The organism is Acinetobacter vivianii (genome assembly GCF_014635885.1).
Taxonomy (GTDB): domain Bacteria; phylum Pseudomonadota; class Gammaproteobacteria; order Pseudomonadales; family Moraxellaceae; genus Acinetobacter; species Acinetobacter vivianii.
Map to the genome: position 1 here is coordinate 1 of NZ_BMDR01000009.1, position 26,456 is coordinate 26,456.

At 42.6% G+C, this 26,456-nt stretch carries 21 protein-coding genes and 1 pseudogene; 5 read left to right on the forward strand and 17 right to left on the reverse strand.

The genetic code is table 11. The annotated features are described in order from the left end of the window. The 4 genes and pseudogenes from IEV36_RS15860 to IEV36_RS15875 all read left to right on the forward strand — a co-directional run. A pseudogene (locus IEV36_RS15860) lies at positions 1 to 279 on the forward strand (acetyl-CoA C-acyltransferase); the annotation flags it as partial. A 15-nt stretch (positions 280 to 294) separates the two neighbouring features. Further along, positions 295 to 1,077 carry a 3-oxoadipate enol-lactonase gene (gene pcaD / locus IEV36_RS15865; protein WP_005256527.1) on the forward strand — a complete coding sequence of 261 codons (783 nt, stop codon included), beginning with the start codon at positions 295 to 297 and terminating at the stop codon, positions 1,075 to 1,077. Between the two features lie 157 nt (positions 1,078 to 1,234). After that, the gene (locus tag IEV36_RS15870; protein WP_005256525.1) at positions 1,235 to 2,644 is read left to right on the forward strand and encodes an MFS transporter; all 1,410 of its coding nucleotides are present in this window, start codon (positions 1,235 to 1,237) and stop codon (positions 2,642 to 2,644) included. 324 nt (positions 2,645 to 2,968) lie between these two features. Next, complete coding sequence (locus IEV36_RS15875; protein ID WP_155757698.1) at positions 2,969 to 5,386, forward strand: penicillin acylase family protein; 2,418 nt, start codon at positions 2,969 to 2,971, stop codon at positions 5,384 to 5,386. A 70-nt stretch (positions 5,387 to 5,456) separates the two neighbouring features. On the opposite strand, the gene IEV36_RS15880 is transcribed toward IEV36_RS15875, so the two are convergent. From IEV36_RS15880 to IEV36_RS15940, 13 genes are all read right to left on the reverse strand, one after another. Next, complete coding sequence (locus IEV36_RS15880) at positions 5,457 to 6,944, reverse strand: NAD-dependent phenylacetaldehyde dehydrogenase (RefSeq protein WP_005256521.1); 1,488 nt, start codon at positions 6,942 to 6,944, stop codon at positions 5,457 to 5,459. Between the two features lie 43 nt (positions 6,945 to 6,987). Beyond that, positions 6,988 to 8,595 (reverse strand): GMC family oxidoreductase, encoded by a 1,608-nt coding sequence (locus IEV36_RS15885; RefSeq protein ID WP_005256519.1) that lies wholly within the window; start codon positions 8,593 to 8,595, stop codon positions 6,988 to 6,990. Between the two features lie 66 nt (positions 8,596 to 8,661). Continuing rightward, positions 8,662 to 9,879, reverse strand: coding sequence for a hypothetical protein (locus IEV36_RS15890; protein ID WP_155757697.1), 1,218 nt, complete (start codon positions 9,877 to 9,879; stop codon positions 8,662 to 8,664). Between the two features lie 143 nt (positions 9,880 to 10,022). Then, positions 10,023 to 12,338 (reverse strand): primary-amine oxidase, encoded by a 2,316-nt coding sequence (gene tynA, locus IEV36_RS15895; RefSeq protein WP_171067980.1) that lies wholly within the window; start codon positions 12,336 to 12,338, stop codon positions 10,023 to 10,025. Positions 12,339 to 12,541: 203 nt separating this feature from the next. Beyond that, entirely contained in the window at positions 12,542 to 13,456 is a 915-nt protein-coding gene (gene feaR / locus IEV36_RS15900; RefSeq protein WP_004771104.1) for a transcriptional regulator FeaR, read from the reverse strand. Between the two features lie 143 nt (positions 13,457 to 13,599). Continuing rightward, the gene (locus tag IEV36_RS15905; protein ID WP_171067002.1) at positions 13,600 to 14,559 is read right to left on the reverse strand and encodes a p-hydroxyphenylacetate 3-hydroxylase reductase component; all 960 of its coding nucleotides are present in this window, start codon (positions 14,557 to 14,559) and stop codon (positions 13,600 to 13,602) included. Between the two features lie 66 nt (positions 14,560 to 14,625). Next, the gene (locus IEV36_RS15910; protein WP_005256514.1) at positions 14,626 to 15,579 is read right to left on the reverse strand and encodes a PDR/VanB family oxidoreductase; all 954 of its coding nucleotides are present in this window, start codon (positions 15,577 to 15,579) and stop codon (positions 14,626 to 14,628) included. 34 nt (positions 15,580 to 15,613) lie between these two features. Next, the gene (locus IEV36_RS15915) at positions 15,614 to 16,351 is read right to left on the reverse strand and encodes an SDR family NAD(P)-dependent oxidoreductase (protein ID WP_005256512.1); all 738 of its coding nucleotides are present in this window, start codon (positions 16,349 to 16,351) and stop codon (positions 15,614 to 15,616) included. Positions 16,352 to 16,360: 9 nt separating this feature from the next. Further along, entirely contained in the window at positions 16,361 to 16,846 is a 486-nt protein-coding gene (locus tag IEV36_RS15920) for an aromatic-ring-hydroxylating dioxygenase subunit beta (RefSeq protein ID WP_005256510.1), read from the reverse strand. A gap of 10 nt (positions 16,847 to 16,856) precedes the next feature. After that, positions 16,857 to 18,134: an aromatic ring-hydroxylating oxygenase subunit alpha gene (locus IEV36_RS15925; protein WP_005256508.1), complete on the reverse strand. Its 1,278-nt coding sequence runs from the start codon at positions 18,132 to 18,134 to the stop codon at positions 16,857 to 16,859. A 31-nt stretch (positions 18,135 to 18,165) separates the two neighbouring features. Then, positions 18,166 to 18,693 (reverse strand): nuclear transport factor 2 family protein, encoded by a 528-nt coding sequence (locus IEV36_RS15930; protein ID WP_005256506.1) that lies wholly within the window; start codon positions 18,691 to 18,693, stop codon positions 18,166 to 18,168. Positions 18,694 to 18,734: 41 nt separating this feature from the next. Beyond that, positions 18,735 to 19,901, reverse strand: a complete 1,167-nt coding sequence (locus IEV36_RS15935) for an acyl-CoA dehydrogenase family protein (RefSeq protein ID WP_005256504.1) — start codon at positions 19,899 to 19,901, stop codon at positions 18,735 to 18,737. Between the two features lie 18 nt (positions 19,902 to 19,919). Continuing rightward, positions 19,920 to 21,032 (reverse strand): amidase, encoded by a 1,113-nt coding sequence (locus IEV36_RS15940; protein ID WP_005256503.1) that lies wholly within the window; start codon positions 21,030 to 21,032, stop codon positions 19,920 to 19,922. Between the two features lie 147 nt (positions 21,033 to 21,179). Here IEV36_RS15940 and IEV36_RS15945 point away from each other — a divergent pair, with 147 nt between their 5' ends. Then, complete coding sequence (locus IEV36_RS15945; RefSeq protein WP_005256500.1) at positions 21,180 to 21,647, forward strand: MarR family winged helix-turn-helix transcriptional regulator; 468 nt, start codon at positions 21,180 to 21,182, stop codon at positions 21,645 to 21,647. A 52-nt stretch (positions 21,648 to 21,699) separates the two neighbouring features. Here the strand turns inward: IEV36_RS15945 and IEV36_RS15950 are convergent, their stop codons facing one another. The 4 genes from IEV36_RS15950 to IEV36_RS15965 form a co-directional block, all read right to left on the reverse strand. After that, positions 21,700 to 22,692: a 3-hydroxybutyryl-CoA dehydrogenase gene (locus IEV36_RS15950; protein WP_005256499.1), complete on the reverse strand. Its 993-nt coding sequence runs from the start codon at positions 22,690 to 22,692 to the stop codon at positions 21,700 to 21,702. A 1-nt stretch (position 22,693) separates the two neighbouring features. Next, entirely contained in the window at positions 22,694 to 23,800 is a 1,107-nt protein-coding gene (locus tag IEV36_RS15955; protein ID WP_005256497.1) for an NAD/NADP-dependent octopine/nopaline dehydrogenase family protein, read from the reverse strand. Between the two features lie 84 nt (positions 23,801 to 23,884). After that, a complete protein-coding gene (locus tag IEV36_RS15960) occupies positions 23,885 to 24,895 on the reverse strand; it encodes an AraC-like ligand-binding domain-containing protein (RefSeq protein ID WP_005256494.1) in 1,011 nt (336 codons plus the stop codon). Positions 24,896 to 24,983: 88 nt separating this feature from the next. Beyond that, positions 24,984 to 26,327: a spinster family MFS transporter gene (locus IEV36_RS15965; RefSeq protein ID WP_004771091.1), complete on the reverse strand. Its 1,344-nt coding sequence runs from the start codon at positions 26,325 to 26,327 to the stop codon at positions 24,984 to 24,986. Positions 26,328 to 26,456 lie beyond the last annotated feature (129 nt).

Here is a 26,456-nt window from a genome sequence, read left to right on the forward strand (position 1 = left end):
AATCTCTCCTTAGATCAGATGGATGTGATTGAGTTAAACGAAGCCTTTGCTGCACAAGCTTTGGCAGTCACCCGTGATTTAGGTTTGGCAGATGATGATGCACGCGTTAATCCAAATGGTGGTGCAATTGCCCTAGGTCATCCATTGGGTGCTTCAGGTGCACGTCTGGTGACCACAGCTCTAAACCAGCTTGAACAGATCAAGGGTGAATATGCCTTATGTTCGATGTGTATCGGTGTCGGTCAAGGCATTGCATTGATTATTCAACGTGTTGATTAAAATTAAGGAAGAGTAATGTCAGTTTTTCAGTCTGCCGATGCACAGATCAATTATCAAACTTTTGGAGATCCCAACTCCCCTGCACTGGTATTTTCCAATTCTTTGGGGACCAACTACGGGATGTGGCAACAGCAGTTCAATTATTTTAAAGAACGCTTTTATGTGATTTGTTATGACAGCCGTGGTCATGGTGCATCTTCAACACCACAAGGTCCTTATACCCTGCAACAACTGGGTGAAGATGTCATTCATTTACTGGATCATTTGAAGGTTGAAAAAGCCAGTTTTTGTGGAATTTCCATGGGTGGCTTAACGGGTCAATGGCTTGCGATTCATTATCCACATCGATTTAGTCATGTGGTGATTGCCAATACTGCGGCAAAAATTGGTCAGGAACAAGCATGGCTGGATCGTGCAAAATTAGTTAGAGAACAAGGTTTACAACCCATCGCAGCGACTGCCGCATCTCGATGGTTTACAGATCCCTTTATCCAAAGCCAAACGGCGATTGTCAATAACTTGTGTAACGACTTAAGTGCTGGCAGCGCAATGGGTTATGCCAATTGTTGTGAGGCTTTGGCTAAGGCGGATGTTCGTGATCAACTCAAAGCGATCCCTATTCCTGTTTTAATTATTGCTGGAACACAAGACCCTGTCACTACAGTTGCTGATGGGCAATTTATGCAACAGCAGATTCCAAAAGCCCAGTTAGTAGAAATCAATGCCTCGCATATTTCGAATATTGAACAGGTCGATGCATTCAATCAGGCAGTGTTCGATTTTATTACTACAACTTAATTAAAACAAAGCGCTGCTTCATAAGCAGCGCAAGATCGTAGCACTAAAAACACGTTCCACCTGAATAAGCTTTGCCATAGAAATATATTTATTTAAATCAATAGTAAGCCATTATTTTTTGACCGATGTGCCTTGGTCGCTGCATAAGGATCATGCAATGCATAATAACAACTCACAACACCATACGGTTTCAGCACCTTCATTTTTCTCTTCAAATCTGAAACGAGCTTGGCTAATTACGGCACTTTTAGTGCTGTTTCAGATGATTAATTTTGCGGATAAAGCTGTTTTAGGTCTTGTTGCCGAACCCGTCATGGCTGAATTAGGGCTCACGGCGACCCAGTTTGGTTTTATTGGCAGTGCCTTTTTCTTTTTGTTCGCAATCTCAGGTATCGCCGTTGGCTTTATTGCAGAAAAAGTTCAAACCCGCTGGTTACTTTTAATCATGGGTATAAGTTGGGCACTGTTACAGTTCCCTATGCTATTCGGTGGTGGTTTAACAACCTTATTGATCACACGAATAGTACTCGGTGCAGCAGAAGGCCCTGCTTCATCCATTTCATTAACCCATGTACAGGGTTGGTTTGAACCCAGTGCCCGTGGTTTCCCAAGTAGCCTTGTCGCTTCAGGAACCATGCTTGGGCCAATTATTGCGGCACCTATTTTGGCCTATATCATTGCGCATCCAGATTGGGGCTGGCGTTGGGCCTTTGGCTTTCTGGGTATTATCGGCATCATCTGGAGTCTTTTCTGGCGTTGTATCTGTAAAGAAGGCCCTTATAGTCATTTTCATCAAGCCCAAAATTCAGCGACTTCTTCTATGACAGAAAGCAAAGAAGCTGAGATCAGTCGCCAAAGCATCATAGATTTTGTAGATCAATTAAAACCCGTTCCAATTTTCAAAGTCTTTTTTTCTCAAATGTTTATTGCGGCCTTCCTCGCTGGCTTGGGCTGCTTTTGGTCTTTAGGATTTTTAACCACTTGGGCAGTTAAATATATTGCATCCATCCACCAATTCTCGCCTGAAATGATTGCCTTTATTTCCAGCTTTCCGTGGATTTTAGGCGCCCTCACCTTGGCACTTGCTGGCTACATTTCAAAAGTACTTCTACAAAAAGGACAAAGTGTTCATATTGCTTTTGGTATTGTTTTTGGCTTACTGCTTCTATGTTCGGGGGGTGCCTTTTATTTGCTCCCTTTCTCAACGGGAAGTCTCAATCTGATCCTGATCACGGTTGCAGCAGGATTTTCCATGTGTTTTCCGCTGGCGACCATGACGGTCAGTTATAGTGTTTGCCCGCAACAACGTGCCGCAGTCATGGCAACACTGGTGGCAACCGCCTCTATAGGCGGAATCATTTCCCCAACCATGATTGGATATTTGATGGACCATGCAGGTTATATCAACCCAGGAAAAGGCGTTCCACTCAGTCCACAGATGTTAGAAAATTTAACGATAGGCATGAATCAGGGATTTAGCTCTATTGGCTTGTATCTGGTTGTGGTGGGGATTCTCAATATCGTATTACTGAATCCAGATCGGTTAGCTAAAAAATTGATGCGTTAGTTCTGCTCATTCGTCAAACAATCATCTTAATGCCCCGAGCAAAAAGCAGATGATTGTTTGATCTATTATTTTTCTTAAATGAATTTCTCGAAACCGATAAAACCTTGTCTCATAAAGTATAAAGATATACCCACAAGGTAATGGAAAATTACATAGATAAATCATCATAATTTTATTCAATGAACAAGGTATGTTCAGCGGTGTATTTCACTTCCTTCAACAGAAGATTTTCAAATCATGTCTTTGAAACGATAACGACAATAAGGATATTTAAAATTGATCAATCATAGCCCCCTCTATAGCGCTACTTTGCTTAAAAATGGAATGTTAGCGTTAGGTTGTACTTTGCTGGTAGGATGTAATTCATCTTCTAGTATAGAAACTCCCCCTCTCTCAAAACAGATCACCATTAAAAGAGATAGTTTTGGTACGCCCCATGTCTATGCAAAAGATAGTTATGGGCTTTTTTATGGTTATGGCTATGCCGTCGCAACGGATCGTTTATTTCAGATGGAAATGTCAAAACGTACAGGTTTAGGCACGGTCGCTGAAGTATTGGGTCCCGATTATGTGCAATATGATATTGCAACCCATAGTCGCTTTAACCCTGAAAATATCAGACAACAAATTGCGCGACTCTCTCCTGAAGATCGTGCAATTTTTGAGGGTTATGCGGCAGGTTTCAATAAACGCGTCAAAGAAGTTTTAGCCAATCCAGCACTCATGCCAAAAGAATTTGTTGATTATGGCTTTAAACCCTCAAGCTGGGAAACAGAAGACATAGCAATGGTTTGGGTCGGCCTCATTCTCAATCGCTTCTTTTCAGCCAGTTCAGAAGTTTCAAACTTAGACTTGCTCACCCAACTACAAAAAGAAAAAGGGCAAGCTGAGGGTCTGAAAGTCTATCAACAATTACGCTGGCTAGATGATCCCAAAGCGCCAACAATTATTCAGTCCGAACAAGCACCACAGTTTTCAGCACAACAGCAAACTATCCCGAAAAAGGTTTTGCCTATCTCCAATCAGGCAGCAGAAAAATATTTAGCACAAGCACGTATTGCGCTGGGTAAAAGCGTGATTGATGGTGTTCCAACAGCTAGCAATGCTTGGGTAGTAAAGGGAGATAAGACCATTGAGGGTCAGACTGTTTTATATAATGGCCCGCAACAAGGCTGGTATACCCCTGCGATTACCTATGCAATTGGACTACACGGCGCTGGCTATGACCTAACAGGTATTACCCCTGTCGGTTTACCTGCAATTTTATTTGGCACCAATGGCAAAATCGCATGGGGTTCTACGGTAGGCTCACTCGATACTAACGATGTTTACCAACTCACGCTAAATCCAAGCAATTCAAAAGAATATTTATACAAAGGCGCTTATATTCCATTTGAGCACAAACAAGTAAAAATAAAAGTTAAGAATCAGGCCGACCGTATTTTAGATGTTTATAAGAGCAAACAAGGCTTTGTCAGCACATGGGATGAAAAAAATCACACCGCCTATGCTCAAAAACGTAGCTGGGAAGGTGTAGAAATTGAAACCTTATTAGGCTGGGCCAATGCAGCCAAGGCCACCAACTGGAATGAGTTTCTTGCTCAAGCCAAACGTGTCGCAGCCTCTATTACTTGGTTCTATGCCGATACCAAAAACAATATCGGGGTCGCTGCGTTGGGACGTTTACCGATTCGGCCCGAAAACCAGCATATTCAACTTCCTGCACTTGGCGATGGTTCAATGGAATGGCAGGGTTTCTACGATTTCTCGCATAATCCAAAACAATATAATCCTGAAAAAGGTTATATCAGCAGTTGGAATAATAAAGCATATGCAGGTTTACGTTCTGACTCATCAAATTTCTCTTATGTTGATCGTGTCAATGAACTGATCGAGCCTTTGGAAAGTAAACCAAAGTTAAGCCAGCAAGAGATTTGGGACATTAATAAAATAGGTGCTTGGTCGGATCTAAATGCGCGCTATTTTATCCCCTCTATGATCAAAGCCGCACAAAGTGACAAAGCCTCGACACAGGCTAAAAAAGTCGCACCGCTATTGGCAGAATGGAATCTAAAATTACGCCCAGATCGTGAAGGGAAGTATTATCAGGGTGCAGCGCCAGCGATTATGCGTGCATGGCTGAATCAGATGATTGTCTTGGTGTTAAAACCGAACTTATCAGAAAGTATTTATCAGCGTTATACCGATACGCTTTATCCAGTCAATAATGATCCACGTAGTGCCCAGCCAGCCAGCGCCTCAAAATTAATCTGGAATGCATTGCAAGGAAAACAGGCAAGCGTTCCTCAACAGGTTGACTTCTTAAAAGGACAAACAGCAGATGAGGTTGTCTTAAAAGCTTTAGAAAATGCGCTGACTGAACTTTCAAAACAGTATCACTCTACTGATCCGAATGACTGGAAAATTCCAGTGGCGACAATGGGCTTTTCCAGCAAAAATTCAGTCGGTATTCCATGGGCTGATCCATCACATGAACAACAGCTCAGTACTTATGGAAATACAGGTAGTGCTACGTTTAGAGTGGTCTTAAATCCAAATCCGGTCACCATGTGTTCGATTTTAGCCCCAGGACAAAGTGGCTTTATCAATCAAAATGGAAAAACTGATGCCCATTTTGCAGATCAGCTGCCTTTATTTGAAAGTTATAAATGTAAAGATGATGCAGTGAGTCAAAAGGAAATCGACCAAGCAACTCAACAAAGCATCACTTTAAACTACTAACTTTTTAGTCCAATTTTCATTTTAAAGACTGAGGTTTGTTATTTCTAAAATGACAAATCTCTTTATTAGCTTAATAGCGAATCATGACCGATTTTAATTCGGTGTAATCTTCAATAAATGCATCCGAAAACTCTCTACCAATTCCTGAAGCTTTTACCCCGCCAAATGGAACGGAGGGGTCTAAGAACGTATGCATATTGACCCACAAGGTCCCTGCTTCAATTTTAGGAATTAAACGTAAGGCTTTAGATAAGTCATTTGTCCAGATACTTGCGGTTAAACCAAAGCGCGACTGATTCATCAGTTGAATGAGTTCTTCATCAGTGTCGAATGGCATTACCCCAACCACTGGACCAAAAGTTTCCTCTGAAAATAAAGGATCATCCGTATTTTTAAAGGAAATTAAAGTCGGCTGTACAAAATATCCTGTTTGATCTAAAGCCTCACCTCCAGCAATAATCTGCTTGTTGGCTTTAGCCATATCTAAATAGTGTTTTACTTTATGAAAATGAGGCTGATTAGAGAGCGGACCAAACATACTTCCTTCATCCATAGCCGATCCAATTTTGAAACTCGAGAGTGCGTTAGAAAGTTTCTCGACTAATTCATCGTATTTTGTATGGTGTACAAAAAACCGTTCTGGGGATGCGCAAACTTGACCTTGATGTACAAAAGTTACTTGCAGCAAAGTCGGTAAAATCTCATCGATATTTGCATCGGCCAAAACCGCTATGGCATTTTTACCACCCAGCTCCAGACTTACACGGGTTAAATCACTGCTCATTGCGAGTTTACCAATGGCAATGCCAGTTGGAACTGAACCTGTAAATGAGACTTTCTTAACCAGCGGCGATTCAATTAAATATTGTCCCGTCTCCCCCTTACCTGTAACCACATTAATTACACCGGCTGGAATACCTGCTTCAATGGCAAGTTCAGCTAATCGTAATAAAGATAAGCTAGCAAACTCACTTGGTTTAAGCACAATGGTACAGCCAGTTGTTAAAGCTGAACCGATTTTCCAAACGCCAATCATCAGTGAAAAATTCCAAGGCACAATCCCTGCAACCACACCAATCGGTTGTCTTAAAGTAAAGGCCGTATATTTCTCACCCTGCATAGAAGGAATAGAAGGTTGCATGGTTTGACCATTAATCTTAGTTGCCCAACCCGCAAAATATCTTAAGAAAATAACAGATTGTGCGACTTCAAGGTGTCTTGAAATATTGATAAGTTTTCCAGTAGACAACGATTCGAGCTGTGCAAGTTCTTCACCATGTTGCTCAATTAAATCGGCTAACTTGTTCAGTTTAACGCCACGTTCATACGGCGTCGTTTCAGCCCAAGCATTTTGAAAAGCATGTTCAGCACTTTTCACCGCATTTTCGACATCTTGTTGACTACCTATGCTAATTTGAGCAACCACTTGTTCAGTCGATGGATTTACAATATCCACTTTATCTAAAAGCTCGGCAGCAACTAGTTTTCCATCAATAAAATGTCCATGTTGACGTGCCATAAATTGCTGTACGCTTTGTAAAATCTGAACTTCACTCATTTTCTTTTCCTCTTTTCATTTCTAAATATTGATATGACAGCAACTACGCGACCTGATTCAAAATAAAGTCTGCACCACGTTCACCAATCATGATGGCAATTGCGTTGGTATTACCGCTTGGAACTTGTGGGCAAATAGAACAGTCAACGACACGTAAATTTTTAAAACCATGTACTTTAAGGGTCTGATCTATGACCGAATCTTGCGGGGCATTGCCCATTTTGCAGCTACCCGCGGGGTGATAGACCGTTTTAATGTTTTGGCGCATCCATCGATCAATCGCTTCAATATCATCAGGATCGACATTTGCAGGCTCAATCACTTCTTTGACAATTGCTTTTAATGCTGGTTGCTGTAATAGGCGAAGTCCGGCCTGTACCGCACGGATATTGGCGTCAATATCTTCTTGATGGCCTAAATAATTAGGGTCAATAACAGGTAAATCTTTGGGATCTTTACTACTTAAACGTAAAGTCCCACGTGCTTTTGGCTGTACATGTCCGACTTTAATAGTAAGGCCATGTGCCTGAGCAACCGCTTTTTCACCAGGGGTATTATCGAAATTATCCAGCACAGGTAAAAAATGAAACTGAACATCAGGTCGACCGTTGTTGTTGGTGTCAATAAAACCACCACCTTCTAGAATATTGGTGGTCAACAATCCTGAACGTGTAAAACACCACTGTAAAAAGTGACGTACCGCAGTTAAACCTTGGTCTTCACCAAGCAGACTATTCTTGGTTGTTACAGTTGCATTGACCGACATATGCAAATGGTCGTGAAAATTTTCACCCACAGGTAAGTCACGTATACATTCAATGCCGAGTTCATCTAAATGCTGTTTTGGACCAATTCCCGAAAGTAATAGAACCTTCGGACTGCCAATTGCACCAGCACTCAGAATGACTTCTTTTTGAGCCTGTACCGTAATTGGTGATTTTCCGCCAACACTATAAGTCACCCCTGTAACCTGATCACCTTGAGTTTCAATTTTATGGACTAAGGCATCAGTAATCACCGTGAGGTCTGGGTGGTTTTCGACTGACTTTAAATAGGTTTTTGAGGTACTTGCCCGAGAACCGTTTTGAGTAGTAGTTTGATAAAATCCTACGCCCGCCTGATCCCAGCCATTAATATCATTGACGTAATTCATCCCCATTTGTTGACCTGCTTTAATACAAGCAAGCGTCAAAGGATGGCGATATCGGTTTTCACTAACAGGTAAAATGCCAGCTTGTCCGTGATATTCATCAGCAAGACTTTCATTTTTTTCTGCTTTCTTAAAAAAAGGCAGCACATGTTGATAAGACCACTGATTGCATCCCCATTCCGAGGCCCATAAATCATAATCCTGTCGTTGGCCTCGGCAATAGATCATGCCATTAACCGAGCTTCCGCCTCCCAACACTTTTCCTTGTGCAAGGATCATTTCACGATGATTACAATATTTCTGCGGAACGGTCATGTATTGCCATGATTTCTGCTGGAATACTTTAACCACCGTCGCAGGTATAGTATGAAACATACTGTTATCTCGGCTTCCTGCCTCTAGAACAAGAACACGCCCAGCCTTGGCTTCTAATAGCCGTGCTGCAACCACACAGCCTGCCGAGCCAGCACCAATCACGATATAGTCATATTGTGTATTCATCTGATTTCACCCTCACTTTATTTCTATGAATGCACCGCCAATAAACACGGTCTCCTTCGCTCTGATTTAATAGATGTATTGCAGAATCAACTGCGCATAGACATTGGTTTTGTCATCGTAGTTCTGAGTACCACCACTATGGATATCCTGTTTTGGTTTATAGAGCCCGACTAAAGGAATAACGTTGAATTTTTTATTAACCGACCAAACCGAAAACACATCCAGCTCATGTCCATCCACATTGGTAAAAGACTTATTGACTGTTTTGAACTTATAGGCCAAAGCACCCAACATAAAGTTTTCTTTTAGATTCATGCTGTAAGAGACTTGATGAATATCTGCATTTTTATTGAATGGACCAGCATAGTTTCCAGCAGCTTCACCTTGAAACCATGTACCAAACCCGACCGTATTCCCGTAAAACATTGGATCGTATTGGTCTGAAAAGTGACTAAAACGGTAGCCTAATGAGGGCGTATATTTTGAAGATAAAAAGTTATAGTTCAGTGCTAAATAGCCAGCATTTTCTTGACCCTCTTTTTTATCTTGTACAACAAACTCAGTTTTAACTTGCAGCTCTGGTAAAGGTTGATAATTCAAACGTAAAGCATAGTTTTTAAGATCTTCGCGCCCTGAAACTTGATCAGCATCTTCAAGGTCTAATACATTTAAGTAAGTGAATCCAACGCCTTTATCTTGAAGCTGATACATCAGATCAGTTACAAAGAGTTCTGGGGAAAATTGTGCTTTATTGTCCGACTTTAAATAAGCCAGCTTTAGCGTCGTATTCTCTTGCAGTTTGTATTGAAGCAAACTGGTAAAATCAAAGCTTCGACGTGCCGCCAGATAATAGGCGCCGCCCCGATCGAGTGTGCCATCCGCAGGTGTTTTACCGAGGTTTAATGCATCCCCCGCAATGAAAAAACCGTCACCAATCATGATATTTTGCCGACCAATACTTAAATCATAGGTCGTTAACTCATCTTTATTGGTACCATCTTTAAAACCAATGATCCATTCATTCACATCTGTTTTAAGTTCTTTGCCATTACTATTTTGGCCTGCGTCACCATCCCCAAAGGTTGCCGAACTAATCCCGCTCAAACTTGCATAGAGCTGGTTGTTGTTAAATGTATATTGTCCTTTCGCACCATATTTAAGGTGGCCTTCTTGCCAATTGACTCTTTCATCCTCTAGGTTTTCGCCGTTATAGCTTTTACCGCTACTAAAAGCCCCGAAAGTTGCTTCAAAAGTCGGTTTAATTTCTAACTCACTTGCATGCACAGTTGAAAAAAATGAGACAAAGAGAGTCCCTCTCATAACTTGAGAAAGTAGCGTTTTCATACAAAATTCCTTTTTTGTCAGCGGACTGCTGGACGCTCAGCTTAGGGTAAGCTCACGTTACCCTTTCTGGCTCATTTGCACTTTTAGTGATGGTCGTGCTGCGTATTTTGCTCTTCTTCACCCAAATTCAACGTCGGGGTACTATCAAAGAAATTCCACGGTTTGATCAAGGTATAAACCCACTCTGTTGGCATGATCGGCCATTCTTCAGCACGCGCAACATGGGTGGTTCCTGTGGTCATCCAGACCACGAGGTCTTTGTTTTCAATATTGTCATTGTTGCTAATGAATTGACCTAAGCCTGTGTCATGAGTCGAACGGTTGGAATATTTGCCTTCAGGATAGCGTTCATCTGGATTGTACTGCGTCACCCAAATTTGCTTATCCATAAAGTTCAAACGTTTAAATAACCATTCATCTTTGGAAAAATTGGCTCCTTTCGCCACAGGGTGTGTTCCACCTGCAAATGGAATCAATTGGTAAGAAACAGGATTACCTAATTTATTTTCCTTGTTGAAATTCGTGAGTAAACGAATGGTAGATGGATCAAATTTTTCAGCCGCATTTTGCTCATTGCTAATCACTTTACTGTCAATTTGCATCGTGCTTGTACGCACACCACCTCTGTCATTGGCCTTCACCACAGGGTCCATGTGCATAAAGCTGTTGTTCTCACCATCTACATCCATATCTAAGCGGAAGTTATAGATGTGCTGATGGGTTGTACCCACAATATTATGGTCAATCAGAGTGCCATATTTAGTATCTTCTTTGGCGGTACTGTCATGCATAGTGCGTGATTTAACCCCTTTCACCGCTTCAATACCCGTTGCACCCGCATTAATGCCAATTACACCATTTTGGGCAAAGACCCAGTCAAACATATAATCGTAATTACCCACTGTGCTAATCCAGCGCACGACAAGTTCACGGCGTGCTTCACTTGCGTCTTGATCACCAAAAATTTCTTGGTGTTTGTATTCAGGCCCTGCATAGCGCTCAAAGATAGCGATTGCATTTGGAATCACTTGTGGCTGGCCTTTATAGTCAGCAATGACCGCATCCAGTAAAACTGCATTTTCTGGTGCATCAGTCCCCAGTTGAATGGCTGATGTGAGTGTTCCCATCCCATACTCACCTGAGTCCAGATAAGATTTAAAGTACCATCCCATGTCAGGGTCACCATATGGAACCACCATCCCGCCCAGATTACCTTCATACATAACCTTGCGTTTTACGCCTTTATCTTTGTATGTCACGGTTGAAAGTTGCAGGCCAACACGAGAGTCTAGTGCGACATGGAAACACCAGTTCCCCCAATGTATGGTTTGTCCTGTAATGGTAAAGTTTTTACCTTCAGGTTCACTAATATTCAGCGGCTTAATTTTAGGTGGTTTGGTATTTTTGGTGGCATAAGGACGGTCTACCATTGGAACAGGAATCATCGCCCCTTCTTCGATTTTAATAATTTTTTCTTTATCCAGATCCACCACAGCGACCAGATTTTCAATCGGATGCGCCCAATAGTTACCATCTCCTGTATCGAGATAAGACACAACTTTTAAAACATTAAGCTGTTTATCCAAGCCATCTTTACCGCCAAAATAGCCGACAGTTAATGGGTTGGTAATCACTTTCTTGACATCTGTGATGCCACGTTTGCGTAAAGCATCCTGATATTCTTTGCTTGCTTCAATCACACGTTGTACGGTCTCGAAGTTATCCAGTAACACCATACCGTGTGTATCTTTAAGCACATTCCATTTCGTGACTTGCTGTGTATTCAGGTTCACTTCACCTTCAATCGCTTGGTTGCCTTTTAATAAAATAAAAGAGGCCATGCGATCATCTTTATATTCTTTATGATTGATAAAGAAATCCCAAACTTTGGCTTTTTCAGGTTCTTTCAGTTTTAACTCGGCAAAACGCATATTTTTATAGGCATATTTTGAGCGATTAATCACATCAAAAGTCTTTTTGATTTCATCTGTATTTAGGCTATTGAGAGGATGAAAGGTATTTTCAACTTTAAAAGTTTGATCTAAACCCGACTGAAACACTTCATTGAAAAAGTCTTTACCAATAACGGGTTTGCCATCTTTAATTAATAACGGTACGCTCAGCTTTAAGGGTTTTCCATTGACCAAAACCTGATCTGAATTAGGTTTGGCTCTGACCTGCATGGAACCTTTGGTGATGGTGTAGCTATTGGTAAAATCATCTTTAACAACTTTGGCGCCCTGCTCACTCATGTTTTGATAAAGTGGTACCATTTCGGCATGTCCACCATGCGCATAAGCCTGCGTAGTCAAGCCCCAACAGCTCACAGCGATGGATAGGTTAAGCGCTAATATTTTTTGTATATCTTTGAATAATTGTTGTTTAAGCATCATCTTCATCCTTTTCTGTCTATCCCTGAACGATCTTTTATGGACCGTTAAAATGCACTTTCCAATGTGTGAAACAGGTAAGATCAACCTAAGATTTTGGTTTTCTCCGGTTGTTCTAACCTTTCCTTATTGATTTAATTTCAACACAGTTGCATCGGTCTAGCTTGTTCAGGAATGACCTCGAACTTGTCTAAAAATGACATCAAAAATGCTTAAGCCAACATCGTTTCCCTAAATTCTTTCGGAGAGATGCCATAGGTTTTTTTAAAGATTTTTGAGAAATGAGCGCCATCCCAAAAGCCCCATTTCAAGGCAAGCTGGGTAATCGAACTTTGTTTATTTCTTTTATCCAGCAGATCTGTTTTGACTCTTTCCAATCGTTTGAGCTGTATATATTTGTTAATCGATAGGTTTTCTTGGACAAATAATCGATAAAGATGCCGTAGCGATACACCAATATGTGCGGCAATTAGCTTGGGAGAAAGATCAGGTTTAGCTAAATTCTCAATAATATAGCGCTCGGCTTTTTCTAAAAGATTATCGGCATGATTCATATTTTTATAATTAATGGTCGGCTTGATTAGGGCAATCAGTGCATCTTCAAATGCATTACCATCCTCAGTCGCATACCAAAGTTTAATATTTTCAGGCGACATATTTTTCAGAATATTCTTAAGTAAAAAACCGCTCATATTTTGGGTAATGAGTTTGCCAAAATACTCTGAACTAATATGCTCTTTCAGTAGCTTTTCCCGCGACAGATGCACCGAAATTTGACTCACCAAACCTTGTGGAAACATCGAAATGGTTTCAACAGGATCAAGTAAAACGATATCACCCTCATTCAAGGTTAAGGTTTCATCTTTATAATTCAGCAGCATTTTTCCCGAATACTGCAAAATCAAAAAACAAAACCGATTATTGACCCGATCGACCTCATCCGCTTTTCGGACAATTTTATTAGCGTTATTTTTGATAAAAGCAATCTCTGTATCACCCAATAAAAAACACTGCACCTCACCAATAAATAAATTACGGGTACCATCAAAATCCGTTTCAAAATTGCCGCATACATTTTTAATATGATGCGTCCAGCTTAACAGTGCATCACTTACATATTGGTTCATCCGCTCACGTCCTTGTTGCTACGGTATTCACGCGTTAAATTTTTCTGTCAAATATACGTCCTTGCACATTCTTTTTATTGATTGCTTAGAGAATTAATATAAGAAAGCTGATAAATCGTTTCAACTTATCAGCCTCATCCTGCTTATGCTACACCAGCAAAGTCTCTTAACATGGTAATAAAAATATCTTTTTGCTCATCTGAATATTTTTCAAACACCTCATTTTGATGGCTATCTGCAATATCAAATAGATAGTGTGCAGTTTTTTTGCCTTTTTCGGTCAGTTTAAAAAATCCGTCGCTCTCAATCAGCAAACCGTCCTTTTGTAAAATCGATGCAGCCTGCTCCACTTCTCGCATCGGCATGGCAATATCACGTGGCAAATCTGCCTTATTCGACGCAGTCCCGCTACCGAGCACCAATAATAAACGCGCTTCACTAGTACGGAAACCAGTTACCAGTTGCTTGGGAATATAATCGGTCTGATAAAACTTGAATGCACGGCTCATCAGATAGCAAACATTGCTATATAAATGGCCTTGATGCATTTCACCAATGTCTTCAGCTTCAACCGTCTCTTTTAACTGAAGTAAAGGATGAGGAATCACACCCGAGTAAGCCCCTTGATGATAAACCAGCGGACTACGTCCCTCATCACGGAAACGTACCACTTTGCCAATAATAATCCAGTGATCACCACCTTCAATAATGTCATGACGCTCACATTCAAACACCGCAGAACAGTGATCCAGAATGGGGGCCTGACCTGCCCCAGTCTGATAACTGGTGCCTTCATATTTATCGATATTACGGCGTGAAAATTTATTGGATAACTCGATCTGCGAGCCCGATAGAATATTCACGGCAAAATGTGAAGCCTGTTCAAATACCGGGAAACTAGATGAGTTTTTATCAATACTCCATAAAATTAGCGGTGGATCTAAAGACACTGAATTAAAACTATTAGCAGTCACGCCCACCTTTTCACCTTGTTCATTTTGCGCGGTCATGATAGTGACACCTGTCGCAAAATTTCCCAAAGCACGTCTGAATCGCATTGGATCTATTGTTATTTCATCCATTGATTTTAGTGAATTCATTATTCTCTCCTGAATCTTTTATCCTGTTTCTGGCCGATATTTGATACCAATTTATCCTGATTAAATCGCTTAAATATCCAGTACCAACCGTGCTGACTTAGAACGTGAACAGCACACCAATATCTGCTCGTTACTGGCTTTTTCTTCATCGGTAAAATACACGTCGCGATGATCAGGTTCACCTTCGATCACATCGCACATACAGGTACCGCAAACGCCTTGTTCACATGACATTTCAATCTCGATGCCTTCACGCGCCAACGCCTGCAAAATGGTTTCTTCTGCATTGACCATAATGATCTTGCCACTTTGCTGCGCCACGACTTCAAATGCATCACCACCTGTTTCTACTTCAACCTGAAAATATTCCTTATGGATTTGCTTTTCAGGGAAATTCTGTGTCAGGGCTAAATTAATCACCCAATCCATAAATCCATTCGGGCCACAAGTATAGATATGGCTGTCTTTATCAATGTCTTGAATGGCTGACTGAAAAAACTCACGGTGACTCGCCCCTTCCGATTTAAAGTGAAAGGTCGTAAAAGGTGCCAAGATGCCATTTTTAATTTCATCGACAAAAGCACAGCGTTCTGGGCTTGCACCGCAGTAATGCAGTTCAAAAGAAGTGCCTTCCTGTGCCAACTGATAAGCCATCGTAATCAGTGGGGTAATCCCTATACCACCTCCCACCAACACAGCATGTTTAGATTTCACTAAAGGAAACAGGTTTTTGGGTTCACTGACCTGAATCTGCATGCCATCCTTTAAATCATCAAAGGCCGACACTGAACCGCCACGTGATTCTGGATCGCGTAAAATCCCAAGTCTAAACTTACCGACATCATTCGGGTTTTGACATAATGAGTACTGACGCACCATGCCATTCGGGAGGTGCACATCAATATGCGCACCCGCTTCAATTTTGGGTAATACGGTCGAATTTGCAGATTCAAATTCCATGACTGCAACATTCCCACCTTCGACATGACGGTTTTTTACCACCACGTTATACAGTATCGTCATGATTTCTCTCCCTGATATGCATCTTGCCTAAGGCTTAACGCATAAATAATCCACCGTTAATATCCCATGTTGCCCCTGTCACAAAAGCTGCACTTGGACTTGCCAATAGCGCACAGGTCTCGGCAATAAACTCCATGCTGCCTAATGCCTTGACGGGAATATTTTGAATAAATTGCGCCATTTTTTCGTCAGACACGACGCTATGTACAATCGGTGATTCCATTGGCCCAGGCGCAATCGCATTCACCGTAACGCCTTGGGCTGCAAACTCTTTGGCAAAGATTTTGGTCAGGGTAATAATGGCACCTTTGGTTGCTGCATAATGCGCACCAGTGGCAGTACCGCCATTTTGTCCGGCTAGAGATGCCATATTGACGATACGACCATAACCTTGCGCTGCCATATATTTGCCAATGATCTGGCAAGACTGGAACGTACCACGCTGATTCACTTGCGTGATCATGTCAAAATCCGCCGCGCTAATTTCTAAAACAGGCGTTGCTTTGGTCATGGTGGCATTGTTGATTAACACATCCAGTTTTGAGAATGTCTGCTGAATCCACTGCACAGCTGCATGAAAATCAGCCTCAACGGAAATATCCAGTTTCAGTGGAAATAGATTCTCTGCATGTGGGCTACGTGCTTTGGCTTGCTTTGCTTTCTCTAAAGTACTGGCGGACAGGATCACCTGATGCCCTTGCGCTGCAAAATATTCGGCAATGACATTCCCTAAACCAGAAGCGGCACCTGTGACTAAAACAACCTGTTTCATTTTTTGCTCCTAGAGAATGTAACTGATACCCGCCAAGGTATCGGTCGAGTTAACTAAATTGATAATTTTGCGGTTGATCTTAAACCCTTGTTCTGCATCACGAACCAAATGGAAAGTCACGTCAGCGGTATAATGTTTAAGATTTTCTTTGCGGAACTCACGCAAGTTTTGTGCGCAACGTAAGACAATTTCACCATCTTCATCTTTGAGAATACGAACACGTGACACACTACGTACCGTATTTGCTTTTGGAGATGCTGAAATCGCCTCGCCATTTTCCAGACGGGCAACGCGTAATTTACGCATGTGATGATCGTCATAAGCATAGTTCAGATTATTTTCATAATCCGTCAGTTTTGGATCGATCGGGATAATGTACACACCTTTTTCATTCCAGAGATCCAGCCAGCTATCATGCTCAGAATGATCCAGCATATCCGCTTCTGCCCAAACAAATGCAGTCACTTCATTGAGTAAATTTAAATCGGTTTTCATGGCACTCTCCTTAAGCCGTCATCAACTTTTTCCACTGCTGATAAGCAGCACGCATCCCTGTTTCAGCACTCACATCGCTCTTTAAGCCATCTTCAGTTTTGACTTCACCTGGCAGACCGCGATTCAGCATGATCCATAAATCATTACCAGCATTGGCACCATGTTGTACCCGCTCCCATGCTTCTGAATCATCTGGTGTACCGAAGCCAAACGGCCCTTGGAAATGTTCGTGTAGACGTAAACGATACTGGTTGGCAATTTGTGGGCCACCATCCATGGTAATGACGGAATGATGAATTTCAGTTTCATTGACAGAAATCGGTTGCATGACACGGAAGAACGCCATTGAGCAGGCAATATTCGGGAACAGGTTCAGGTTAAATCCAGAACCACCCACCGCACGCACAATACGGCGTACTTCCAGTTCTTCGTGTCCTTCATCACGTAAGGCTTGAGCGAGGTCTTCAAAACGTTCCTGAATCGGACGCTCCATCAATTCTTCATCCAGATCAACCAGTTCAGGAATCATCACCATCACACTGTGACCATTGCCTAAGTCTTCGACATAGCCCGGTTGATTTTCAAAGTTAAACAGTTCTTCGGTTTTTTCATCGACTGAACTTAAGAATGACTTGTGTACCAATGGGAAGTGGTAAGCATCTGTAGTATTTTCCAGCTGGATTTTCCAGTTACCCGGAAAACGGAAACGATGTTCACCTAACACTTTGATCGGATAACCTGCGCCTTGTTTCATGAATAAGTCGATCCACTTTTTCGCAGCGCCGAGGAAATCTTCTAAAGGTTCAATATCCTGTTTAAAGGTCGCGAAAATCATGCCGTTGTATTCTTCAACACGCAGGCTGATTAATGGAAATTCAGATTTATCCAGACATTCGCCATAGCTTTCAGGTGAAGGCACGCCGCGTAATGAACCATCCAGTGCATAACTCCAGCCATGATATGGACAAACAAAACTGTTGGTTTTACCTTTTTTATGTTCGCAAACGGTTGCAGCACGATGACGACAACGGTTCAGCAGAACATGCACTTTTTTCTTACGGTCACGCACCACCACAACAGGTTGCTTGCCAATATTGATGGTCTTATAACTGCCTGCATCAGGAATCTCGCTGGCATGTGCCACCCACACCCAAGTGCTGTAATAAATCTTTTCCATCTCTTCTTCAAAGATGCGTTCATCTTTATATAAAGATGTGTGGGCACGATCACTTTGAACTAACTCGTTGTAATCCATTTCAATGTTACGCATTGGAATAATACTGTTCATATCAACTATCCTTTTCGATCTATCCATCAATTTATTGCTGAGACGGTACTGGCAATGTGGCTGTACTGTCCCAGTGCGATACAGGGCGACTAAAAATGTTTTCAGTCTGAAAATGTTTGATCTTCCAGCGACCATCGCTTTGCTGTTTAAATTGCACGGTGAGTTTGGCGGCATTTAAATGGCTACGACCATCACGGAAGGTTGAGGTTTGCAACATCAACCAGCTGGCATTGGCCTGATCTGCTTCGATATACATTTGCTCTGAGCTAACAAAATGCGCATTCATGACAAAATGCGACTGCTTTTGGGTGTAGCTTTTGAACATGTCATAAATGGCTTGCCATGAAGCGTAACGACCAAAAGACTGCGCATATTTTTCGCCTATGCCTTCCCAAATGCTGTCCTGATCAAATAAATCCATCAATTCATTCAGGTTGGTATCAGCATTCAAGGCATCACAAATTTCCATATAACGGTTAATACAGTTACGGATCGCATTTTGGGCTTCAAGCTGTTGTAGACGTTGTAATATCGCCGTTAAATCCACTTGCGCATTCATGTCATTCATCCTTGCCATTACAATCTTTAATCCAATTAGGCTTATAAATAACCGGGTGCTGGTTTCATGCCAAAGCTGACCAAACCTGCATTCTGTAAAGTGGCATCGCCCATAAAGGCATGCTGGGTCACCACATTGGTATCATTCACAAAGCGGCTAAATGGGTTATGGGTATAAATGGCTGTCATCCCTGCCAGCATCTGGATTTTGCGCGTTACACGGGCACAAACACGGGCCACATGGGTGCAAGACAAACGCATATCACTGATCTGTTCTGCGCTTGGGATACGTCCTGCCAGCACTTCATTCCAGACGATTTGCATAGTGTCGTAGAACCAGACGCGTGCAGCCTTAAACTCAGCTTCAGCTTGGGCAAACTCATATTGAGTCACTGGACGATTGGCAATTTCGGCCCCACCAGTAATCGAAGATTTACCGGGTGCCAGTTTTTGAAATTCTTCGATCGCTGCAGCAGCAACGCCGATCCCCACCACGGTTAAGACCTGAGTGGCTAAAGATAAAGATGGATATTTAAAAAATGGCTCAGGAAGTTTTGAAGGTTCACCACGGATAAAAGTCCACTCCTTCGCCACCAGCACATCTTTCACCACCAAATCATGGCTGCCTGTACCTTTCAGACCGACCGTGTCCCACGTCATATCGATTTGAGCTTTATTGGCTGGCATTACCGCCATACGCGGTAGACCTTGGGCTTCGTTGTCCTTTTGTGGAGAAATGCCAACACCGACAATATCCGCGCCCATACAGCCACTGGAAAATTTCCAGCGCCCACTCACCACCACACCTGCATCGGTAATTTCAGCGGGTTGTGGTGGAAAAATACCACCTGCAAACACAATGTCAGGGCTATCTTTATACAACTGCTCAAGCGTTGCTTCTGGCAAACTGCCCAAATAGGCAGGACTCATACCAAAACTTGCGACCCAACCAACTGAGCCATCGGCCTTTGACAATTGTTCGATCAATTCACAAAACTGTTTTGGAGACCATTCATTGCCGCCAAAACGTTTTGGAACCAAAGCACGGTAAACGCCAATCTGTTTTAGTTTGTCGATGATGTCCTGACTGACATAGGCCTGATTATCGAACTCCCCTGTGCAGGCACGTTCACGAATTTCCTGACATAAGGCATCTAATTGCGTTGTATTGCTGTCCATTACAAATTCCTTTGTCGCTAAATGATTCATTCCCTAATTCCTTGTCATTTATTGCGCAGCTTTCACGATATATTTCGCAATCGCACACAAATATTCATCTGCATTCCGTTTCACCACAATTTGCAAACCTACTGGCAGACCTTGTTTAGTTTCCAGTGGTACTGAAATCGCAGGATGCCCAGAAAGATTAAATGGTCGAACCAGACCAGTAAGATTTAAAAAAGCCACGGTATTTTCAGCATCAGCAACCTTAGGCGGCAGCTGCGGCAAAGTCGGTAAAATCAAGGCATCGTATTGGGTCAGCAAAGCATCAATCTCAGCGGTAAAATCTGCTTTAACCTGTTCTGCCTGTTTGACTTGGGCCAATGTGGTGTCGGCTGCTTTCAATAAACGCCCATTGACGTCTGCACCCAGCAAGCCTGTTTGGGTCAACTCACCGTAAGCCTGCCAATTTTCATAATTAATGATCTGCATGCCCGCATTGAAGGCGGCTTCAAAGCCTTCCAGCGTCACAGCTGATGCTGTCAGGTTGGCTTGGGTCAGATAATGCTGGATCGTCTCAATGACGTCTGAATCAGCAGGGACATTGAGCCACGCCAATTTCGGTGCCTGTGCTAATTCAACCTGTGCATGAAACGTTGGATCAATGATTTGCATGGCGCTTTCAATCATTTCGACTGAATTTGCAAAAGGGCCAACACAATCCAGTGAACTGCTTGCTGGATGGACACCTTGACGGCTGACTCGCCCAAAGGTTGGTTTTAACCCATACACTCCACAACATGCCGCAGGCATACGAATCGAACCACCTGTATCCGTGCCTAATGTGAAATCTGCCAGACCCGCTGCAACTGCCGCCGCAGAACCGCTAGATGATCCACCTGGAATCAATTCAGGATATTTCGGGTTAATCGCCGTACCAAAGGTATGGTTAATCCCTGTGATCCCGAAAGCCAGTTCATGCAAATTGGTTTTCGCCGTAATTTGACAATCTGCTGCCAAAATACGCTCGACGACTTCGGCATTGGCAGTTGCGGCTTGACTCTGCATCAAGGCTTTACTGCCCGCCATGGTTTTCATACCTTGAATATCAATGGAATCTTTCACCATGACCTTCAGTGCACCTGTACCTTTGTGTACCTCTTGTACAACAATATTCATTCACTTTTCCATGTATTTTTATAATTAATACAAATATCGGAAAAAGTAATGTAATTGTCAAGTATTTTTCATGATGAAGAACAAAGAAAATGTTTCTAATTTTTGTATAATGATCATCGTCCATTTTTATAAAGTTACGACTTGGCTATGCTTACTCATTTAGAACAATTTCTACCTAACAATGAACCGAGCAGCTTACAAAGCTATCCTTTTTTCTGGATCTCGCAGGTGAATGGTAAATACACACAGCTTATTGAAAAATCAATAAAAAAATTAGGAATCGATAATACACGTCGTAAAATTATTTTAAGTACCAATGTCCTGCAACAAGCGAGCATTACCGAGATTGCCAACCTTTCTACGCTCAAACTAACGACGGCAACTAAAGCCATTTATCGTCTGGTTGAAGATGATATTGTGCAAGTTTTTTCATCAGAAGCAGATGAACGCATCTCAATGGTCAAACTTACCGACAAAGGTAAAGAGCTGGTCGAACAAATTAATCAGATCAGTCAGGTGACGTTATCCGGGATTCTGAATGCTTTTGATGATGCTGAACTGCATCAGCTGAATGGTCAATTGAAAAAACTGTTTGATTTGATGCCATCCAGCTAAAACAGCAAAAAGCCCATGTCTATTCAGAGATGGGCTTAGGTTTCAATCAAATCTATTGCTGATTGAAAATATTAAACGGCGGTTTGAGCTGATTTGCGGCGATTCGGTCTGAAAAAGTATGCAGTACTTGCTGTTTATAAGCTGCAATATCAACTTGCTGATAATTATAAAAACCCTGCTTTTCTCTCAAGCCATTACGTTGCTGTCGCATATTCTCGGCAATAATCTCAGGCGTTCGATAACGCTCCCCAAGTTCCTGCTGCAAATATTGCGAAGCATAATACAAAATATCGCCACCTCCCCAGTCAATAAATTCCAGTAAGCCCAGTACAGAAAAGCGCAGGCCGAATCCTGTTCGAATAGCGATATCAATATCTTCTGCCGAAGCCACACCTTCTTCCACCATTCGCGCCGCTTCATTCATTGCCAGCGCCTGAATCCGCGGCACGATATAACCTGCTCGAGCATTACAGACCACAGGTACTTTACCAATTGCCTGCAAGAAGCTTTTCAAGGTATTTACCGCCTCATCTGAAGTTTGCTTAGAACGACTTAACTCAACCAGCGGAATCAGATAGGCAGGATTGAGCCAATGCGCATTCACCACCCGTTCTGGATGAGAAATCATGTGCGCAATATCAGTGACCAGAAAGGTTGACGTCGTCGATGCAACAATACAAGTCGGCGTAATATAATGATCTAGCCAAGTAAAAATATCTTCTTTGGCTTGCCTGACCTCGGGTACACCTTCCATCACCAGATCACAGTGCGCTAAGACCGATATTGAAGCCTCGCGACTTAAAATCTTAATCTGATCCAGAATAAATACGGTTTGTTCAGATTGAATAAACTGGATATTTTCCAGCAACTGCAATTCTTGTTTTAAGTCGGTTTGGATCTGAGCCTGATATTGCTCAAACTCAGCCTCCGTGCGTTGTCGGGCATCAATTAAGGCCACGTTTAATCCCGCATAGGCAAAGGCAATGGCAATGGCTTTGCCCATTCGCCCAGCGCCAAGTACAGCAACCTGTTGAATTGGGTTCATCCTAGACTCCTTGCTGCAAAGTCGCTTGCAACTCAGCTTTGCTTTTATCTGCCAGCCCCAGATTCTCAAACGTCCGTCCGTCCTGATACAAATCCTTGCCTGTCACCGCAGAAGCAATATTCAGTAGTCCTTCTGCCACTGGGGTAGCGACACCCGCCCAACATCCCACTGATACCAGAAAGGATAGCCCCAGACGCGTATCTTCCAGCATGTAACGATGTGTCTGTAAGTTGATGTCCTCACGCCAGTCACCACTATCGGTTAATTTGCCATGAGCCCCACGGCCATACATCCATTCATCCCCTTCACCCGCTTTATTGTAGTGGTCTGCCAGCGGAAAATGCGGTGCAGAATAACCCAATGCTTCCCGTACACGCATACGCTCTGCGTCAAGCTGATTGGTGACACGGCGAATCGACGGTTGTGTCCCTTCATTATGAATATCCCAAGCCTCAAAATGTTCCAGTGGCCCCGCGTTCATCAAAATCAACGGTGGATGAATAATCGGTCCAGCATTCATTAATGCACCACTCAAGCTATCTTCAATTGGCTCAACACTTGGATACGCCTGTTTCAAAATTTGGAATGCATGTTCGGACAAGCTGCTTGGGAATACCCCCGTTGGTAGACGGGTCGCATAGCCACTTACCACGATCTGATTCACGCCGTGCTTACGCACCAAATACGGTAAGGTTCCTGTTTCGGCAAAAGCCACTTGAGCTGTGTTACCAGCCTCGCGCATGGCTTTGGCAAAAATAAAAGTACCGAAAGTTGCTGGCGGTAAATACACCACTTGGCCCGCTTGAAAGAAAGGTGCAGCCTGCTGAGCCAAATCCAGATGTGTCGTTGCAGGTAAAGGAATAATAATCAGCTCAGCATGCTGAATGGCATGTTGTAAATCATCGGTCAGATTAATCTGACTCTGCTCAAAACCGACAGTGACAACACGATCTCCCTGATAATCTTTAATCTTAAGTTCGCCTGTTGCCGCCAGCTGTTGCAATGCATCGCGGTCACGGCGCCATAATTTCACCTCATGACCTTTTTCTGCCATTTCCGCCGCTGCTGCATAACATCCGTGTCCACCACCGAGTACTGTAATTTTCATGTGCGTTCCTGCTGCTTGATTTGTCATTCAGCATAGAACGGTCAACGTAAACGGGCTTATCCAAATGCGCAGTGATTATTCCATTTACGACAGTGTTTCACCCAGTTGCACAGGAGTCATTTTTAAAGTGTGTGAAGGCAGACAGCCGAAGCGCTTTTTATACAAGGTAGAGAAATGACCAAAACTTTGAATGCCATGATCCAGTAAAATATCGGTCACAGTTTGATGTTCCACTGCTTGCTGTAAAGCGGAATGTACCCGTTCCAGACGTTGCTCACGGATATATTCGACGGGTGTCTGCTGTAGATATTGGCTAAAGCCCTTTTGTAGGCTTCGGATCGATACCTCACAATATTGACTCAACGTTGCCAATGAAATCGCTTGATGCAGATTGTCCTGAATATACTGCTGCGCTTTTTTGATATAGCCTGGCACAAGCTGCTGACGCTGTGCATTCAATTGCTCACTATAATTATTGGGGATTTTAAGCAAAATCAGCTCAATCAGATATTGAGTAAAACTGGCTGAGATAAAGCTCCAGTTCTGAATATTGTAATAGGCATGACAGAGATAATTCAGCGTTTCTACAATTGAGCTGATCCCTTCCGCAGTACAAGATAAACCGCTATCAAACCAGACAGGCGCCTGACTGGTATGGCCCAGCATTTTAAACAGCTGGGTTTCGATCTCCTGTTTAGACAATTTCAAAATAATATTACGGCAATGCTGATTGGTGACAATCTGCTGTCGGGTATGCGGATGCGTGACCGACATAATACCTACGGATTGTAGCAGTTGCTGGTTTGCCGCCCCGACCTGACATTGCCCTTCCAGCGTAATCCTGAACAGGTAAAAACTCGAACTGTCATCAATACAGATCACCACGGGTGCACTATATTTCAGATCATACAGCGCCCCATTGCCAAAACTAAAACCATTCAAGCGCGTGTTCAGCGGCGCTTGGGCTTCAACATCAAAACGATGCGGACAGAGATAATGACTGATTTGATCTTTAATGGTCTGGTAATCATTGGACTGAAATAATAAAAATTCATCCAGATAATGCAAATGATCTAGTTTAAACGTCGCTTGCATCACTTCACTCCCTTGTTATGAATGTCACGGGCAAAGCACAAAGCCCATTGCAAAAGAATGGGCTCTTAACGCTTGCACTTTGATCAGATCAAGAAGCATGCTCCTGTTGCATACTGTCACTAAATGCCTGACAGCCTTTTTTCAATAAAATGAAGGCCAATACACAAGAGATCGTTCCGACAATCGATAGTGACATCCCGACCATGAGTGGATTTTCAAAGATTTTATCGGTAATTAATGCCACCAATGTGGTCCCTATCCCGACCGCAACCAGATTACTAATCAACAAGAAGACTGCTGAAATTTGTGCACGTAACTGATTCGGCGCCAGCATTTGCATAGCGGTGGTTGAGATCGGCATCGGGAAGGAAGCAAAGAACATCGCAGGCACCAGAAACACCACCGACAACCACAACTCATTCACTTGCGTAAACACCATCATCGGGATAATTAAACCGACAATACCAATCACGCCCGTAATCATTGGGGCATCCTTACGACCCTTCTGAATAAACCAGTCATTCAACCAACCCGCACAGAATACGCCTAGAATATTGGCAACCAAGAGCACACTGCCGAGCATGTAACCCGCTTCAGTCGGCGTTAAACCAAACTTACGCATATAAAATGCGGGCGACCAGCTGATCAGGCAATACAAAGCCATTGCGTAGAAGGTAAAGCCTAAATAATGACATTTAAAAGTACGGCCATGCTTTTTGATAAACTTAAACGCATCTTTCATGCTGGTCTTTTCAACCTGCCCCTGTGCATTTAAACGTTGGCCTTTACGCTGCGGCTCTCTTACCGTCAATAAAACCAGTAAACCAATAAATACCCCAGGTAGACCGACAATAATAAATGCAGCTTGCCATGCCTTGAGTGCACCAAAAACTGGAACCATGATGGTATCCATATTTTTCAGTAAACCAATCACATAACCACCCACCAGAAAAGCAATACCGCCACCAACAAAGGAACCTATCGAATATACCGCCACAGCACGGCCTAGCTTGTCCTTACTAAACATATCGCTAAACATCGAATAAGCGGCAGGTGACAAAGCAGCTTCGCCCACACCAACACCCATACGACTCAAAAACAGTTGAATAAAGTTTTTACTTAGACCACAAAATGCCGTTGCAATACTCCAGAACACCACCCCGATAGCAATAATTTTTGGACGTGAAAAACGGTCTGCCAGATAAGCCAGTGGCAAGCCCATAAAGGCATAAAACAATGAAAAGGCCAAACCATGTAATAAGCTGAACTGTGTATCGGAAAGACCAAGATCGGCTTTGATTGGCTCAATCATCAGCGCCAGTATTTGCCGGTCGATAAATGAAAATATGTAAGCCAACATGCAAAGTAATACCACATACCATGCATATATATTTGAGTGAGCACGTGTTGGCTCAGTTGAATGCGTATCCATCTTGCTTCCTTGTCAATGTATTTTTCTAATGCGTCTTCTTATTAAAGGCTCCGTTGACCAGAACTCATCTCCTTTTCTGGCAAACCTTCAATAAGGTAAATTTCCTCCCTCTATAATTATTATTTTTAC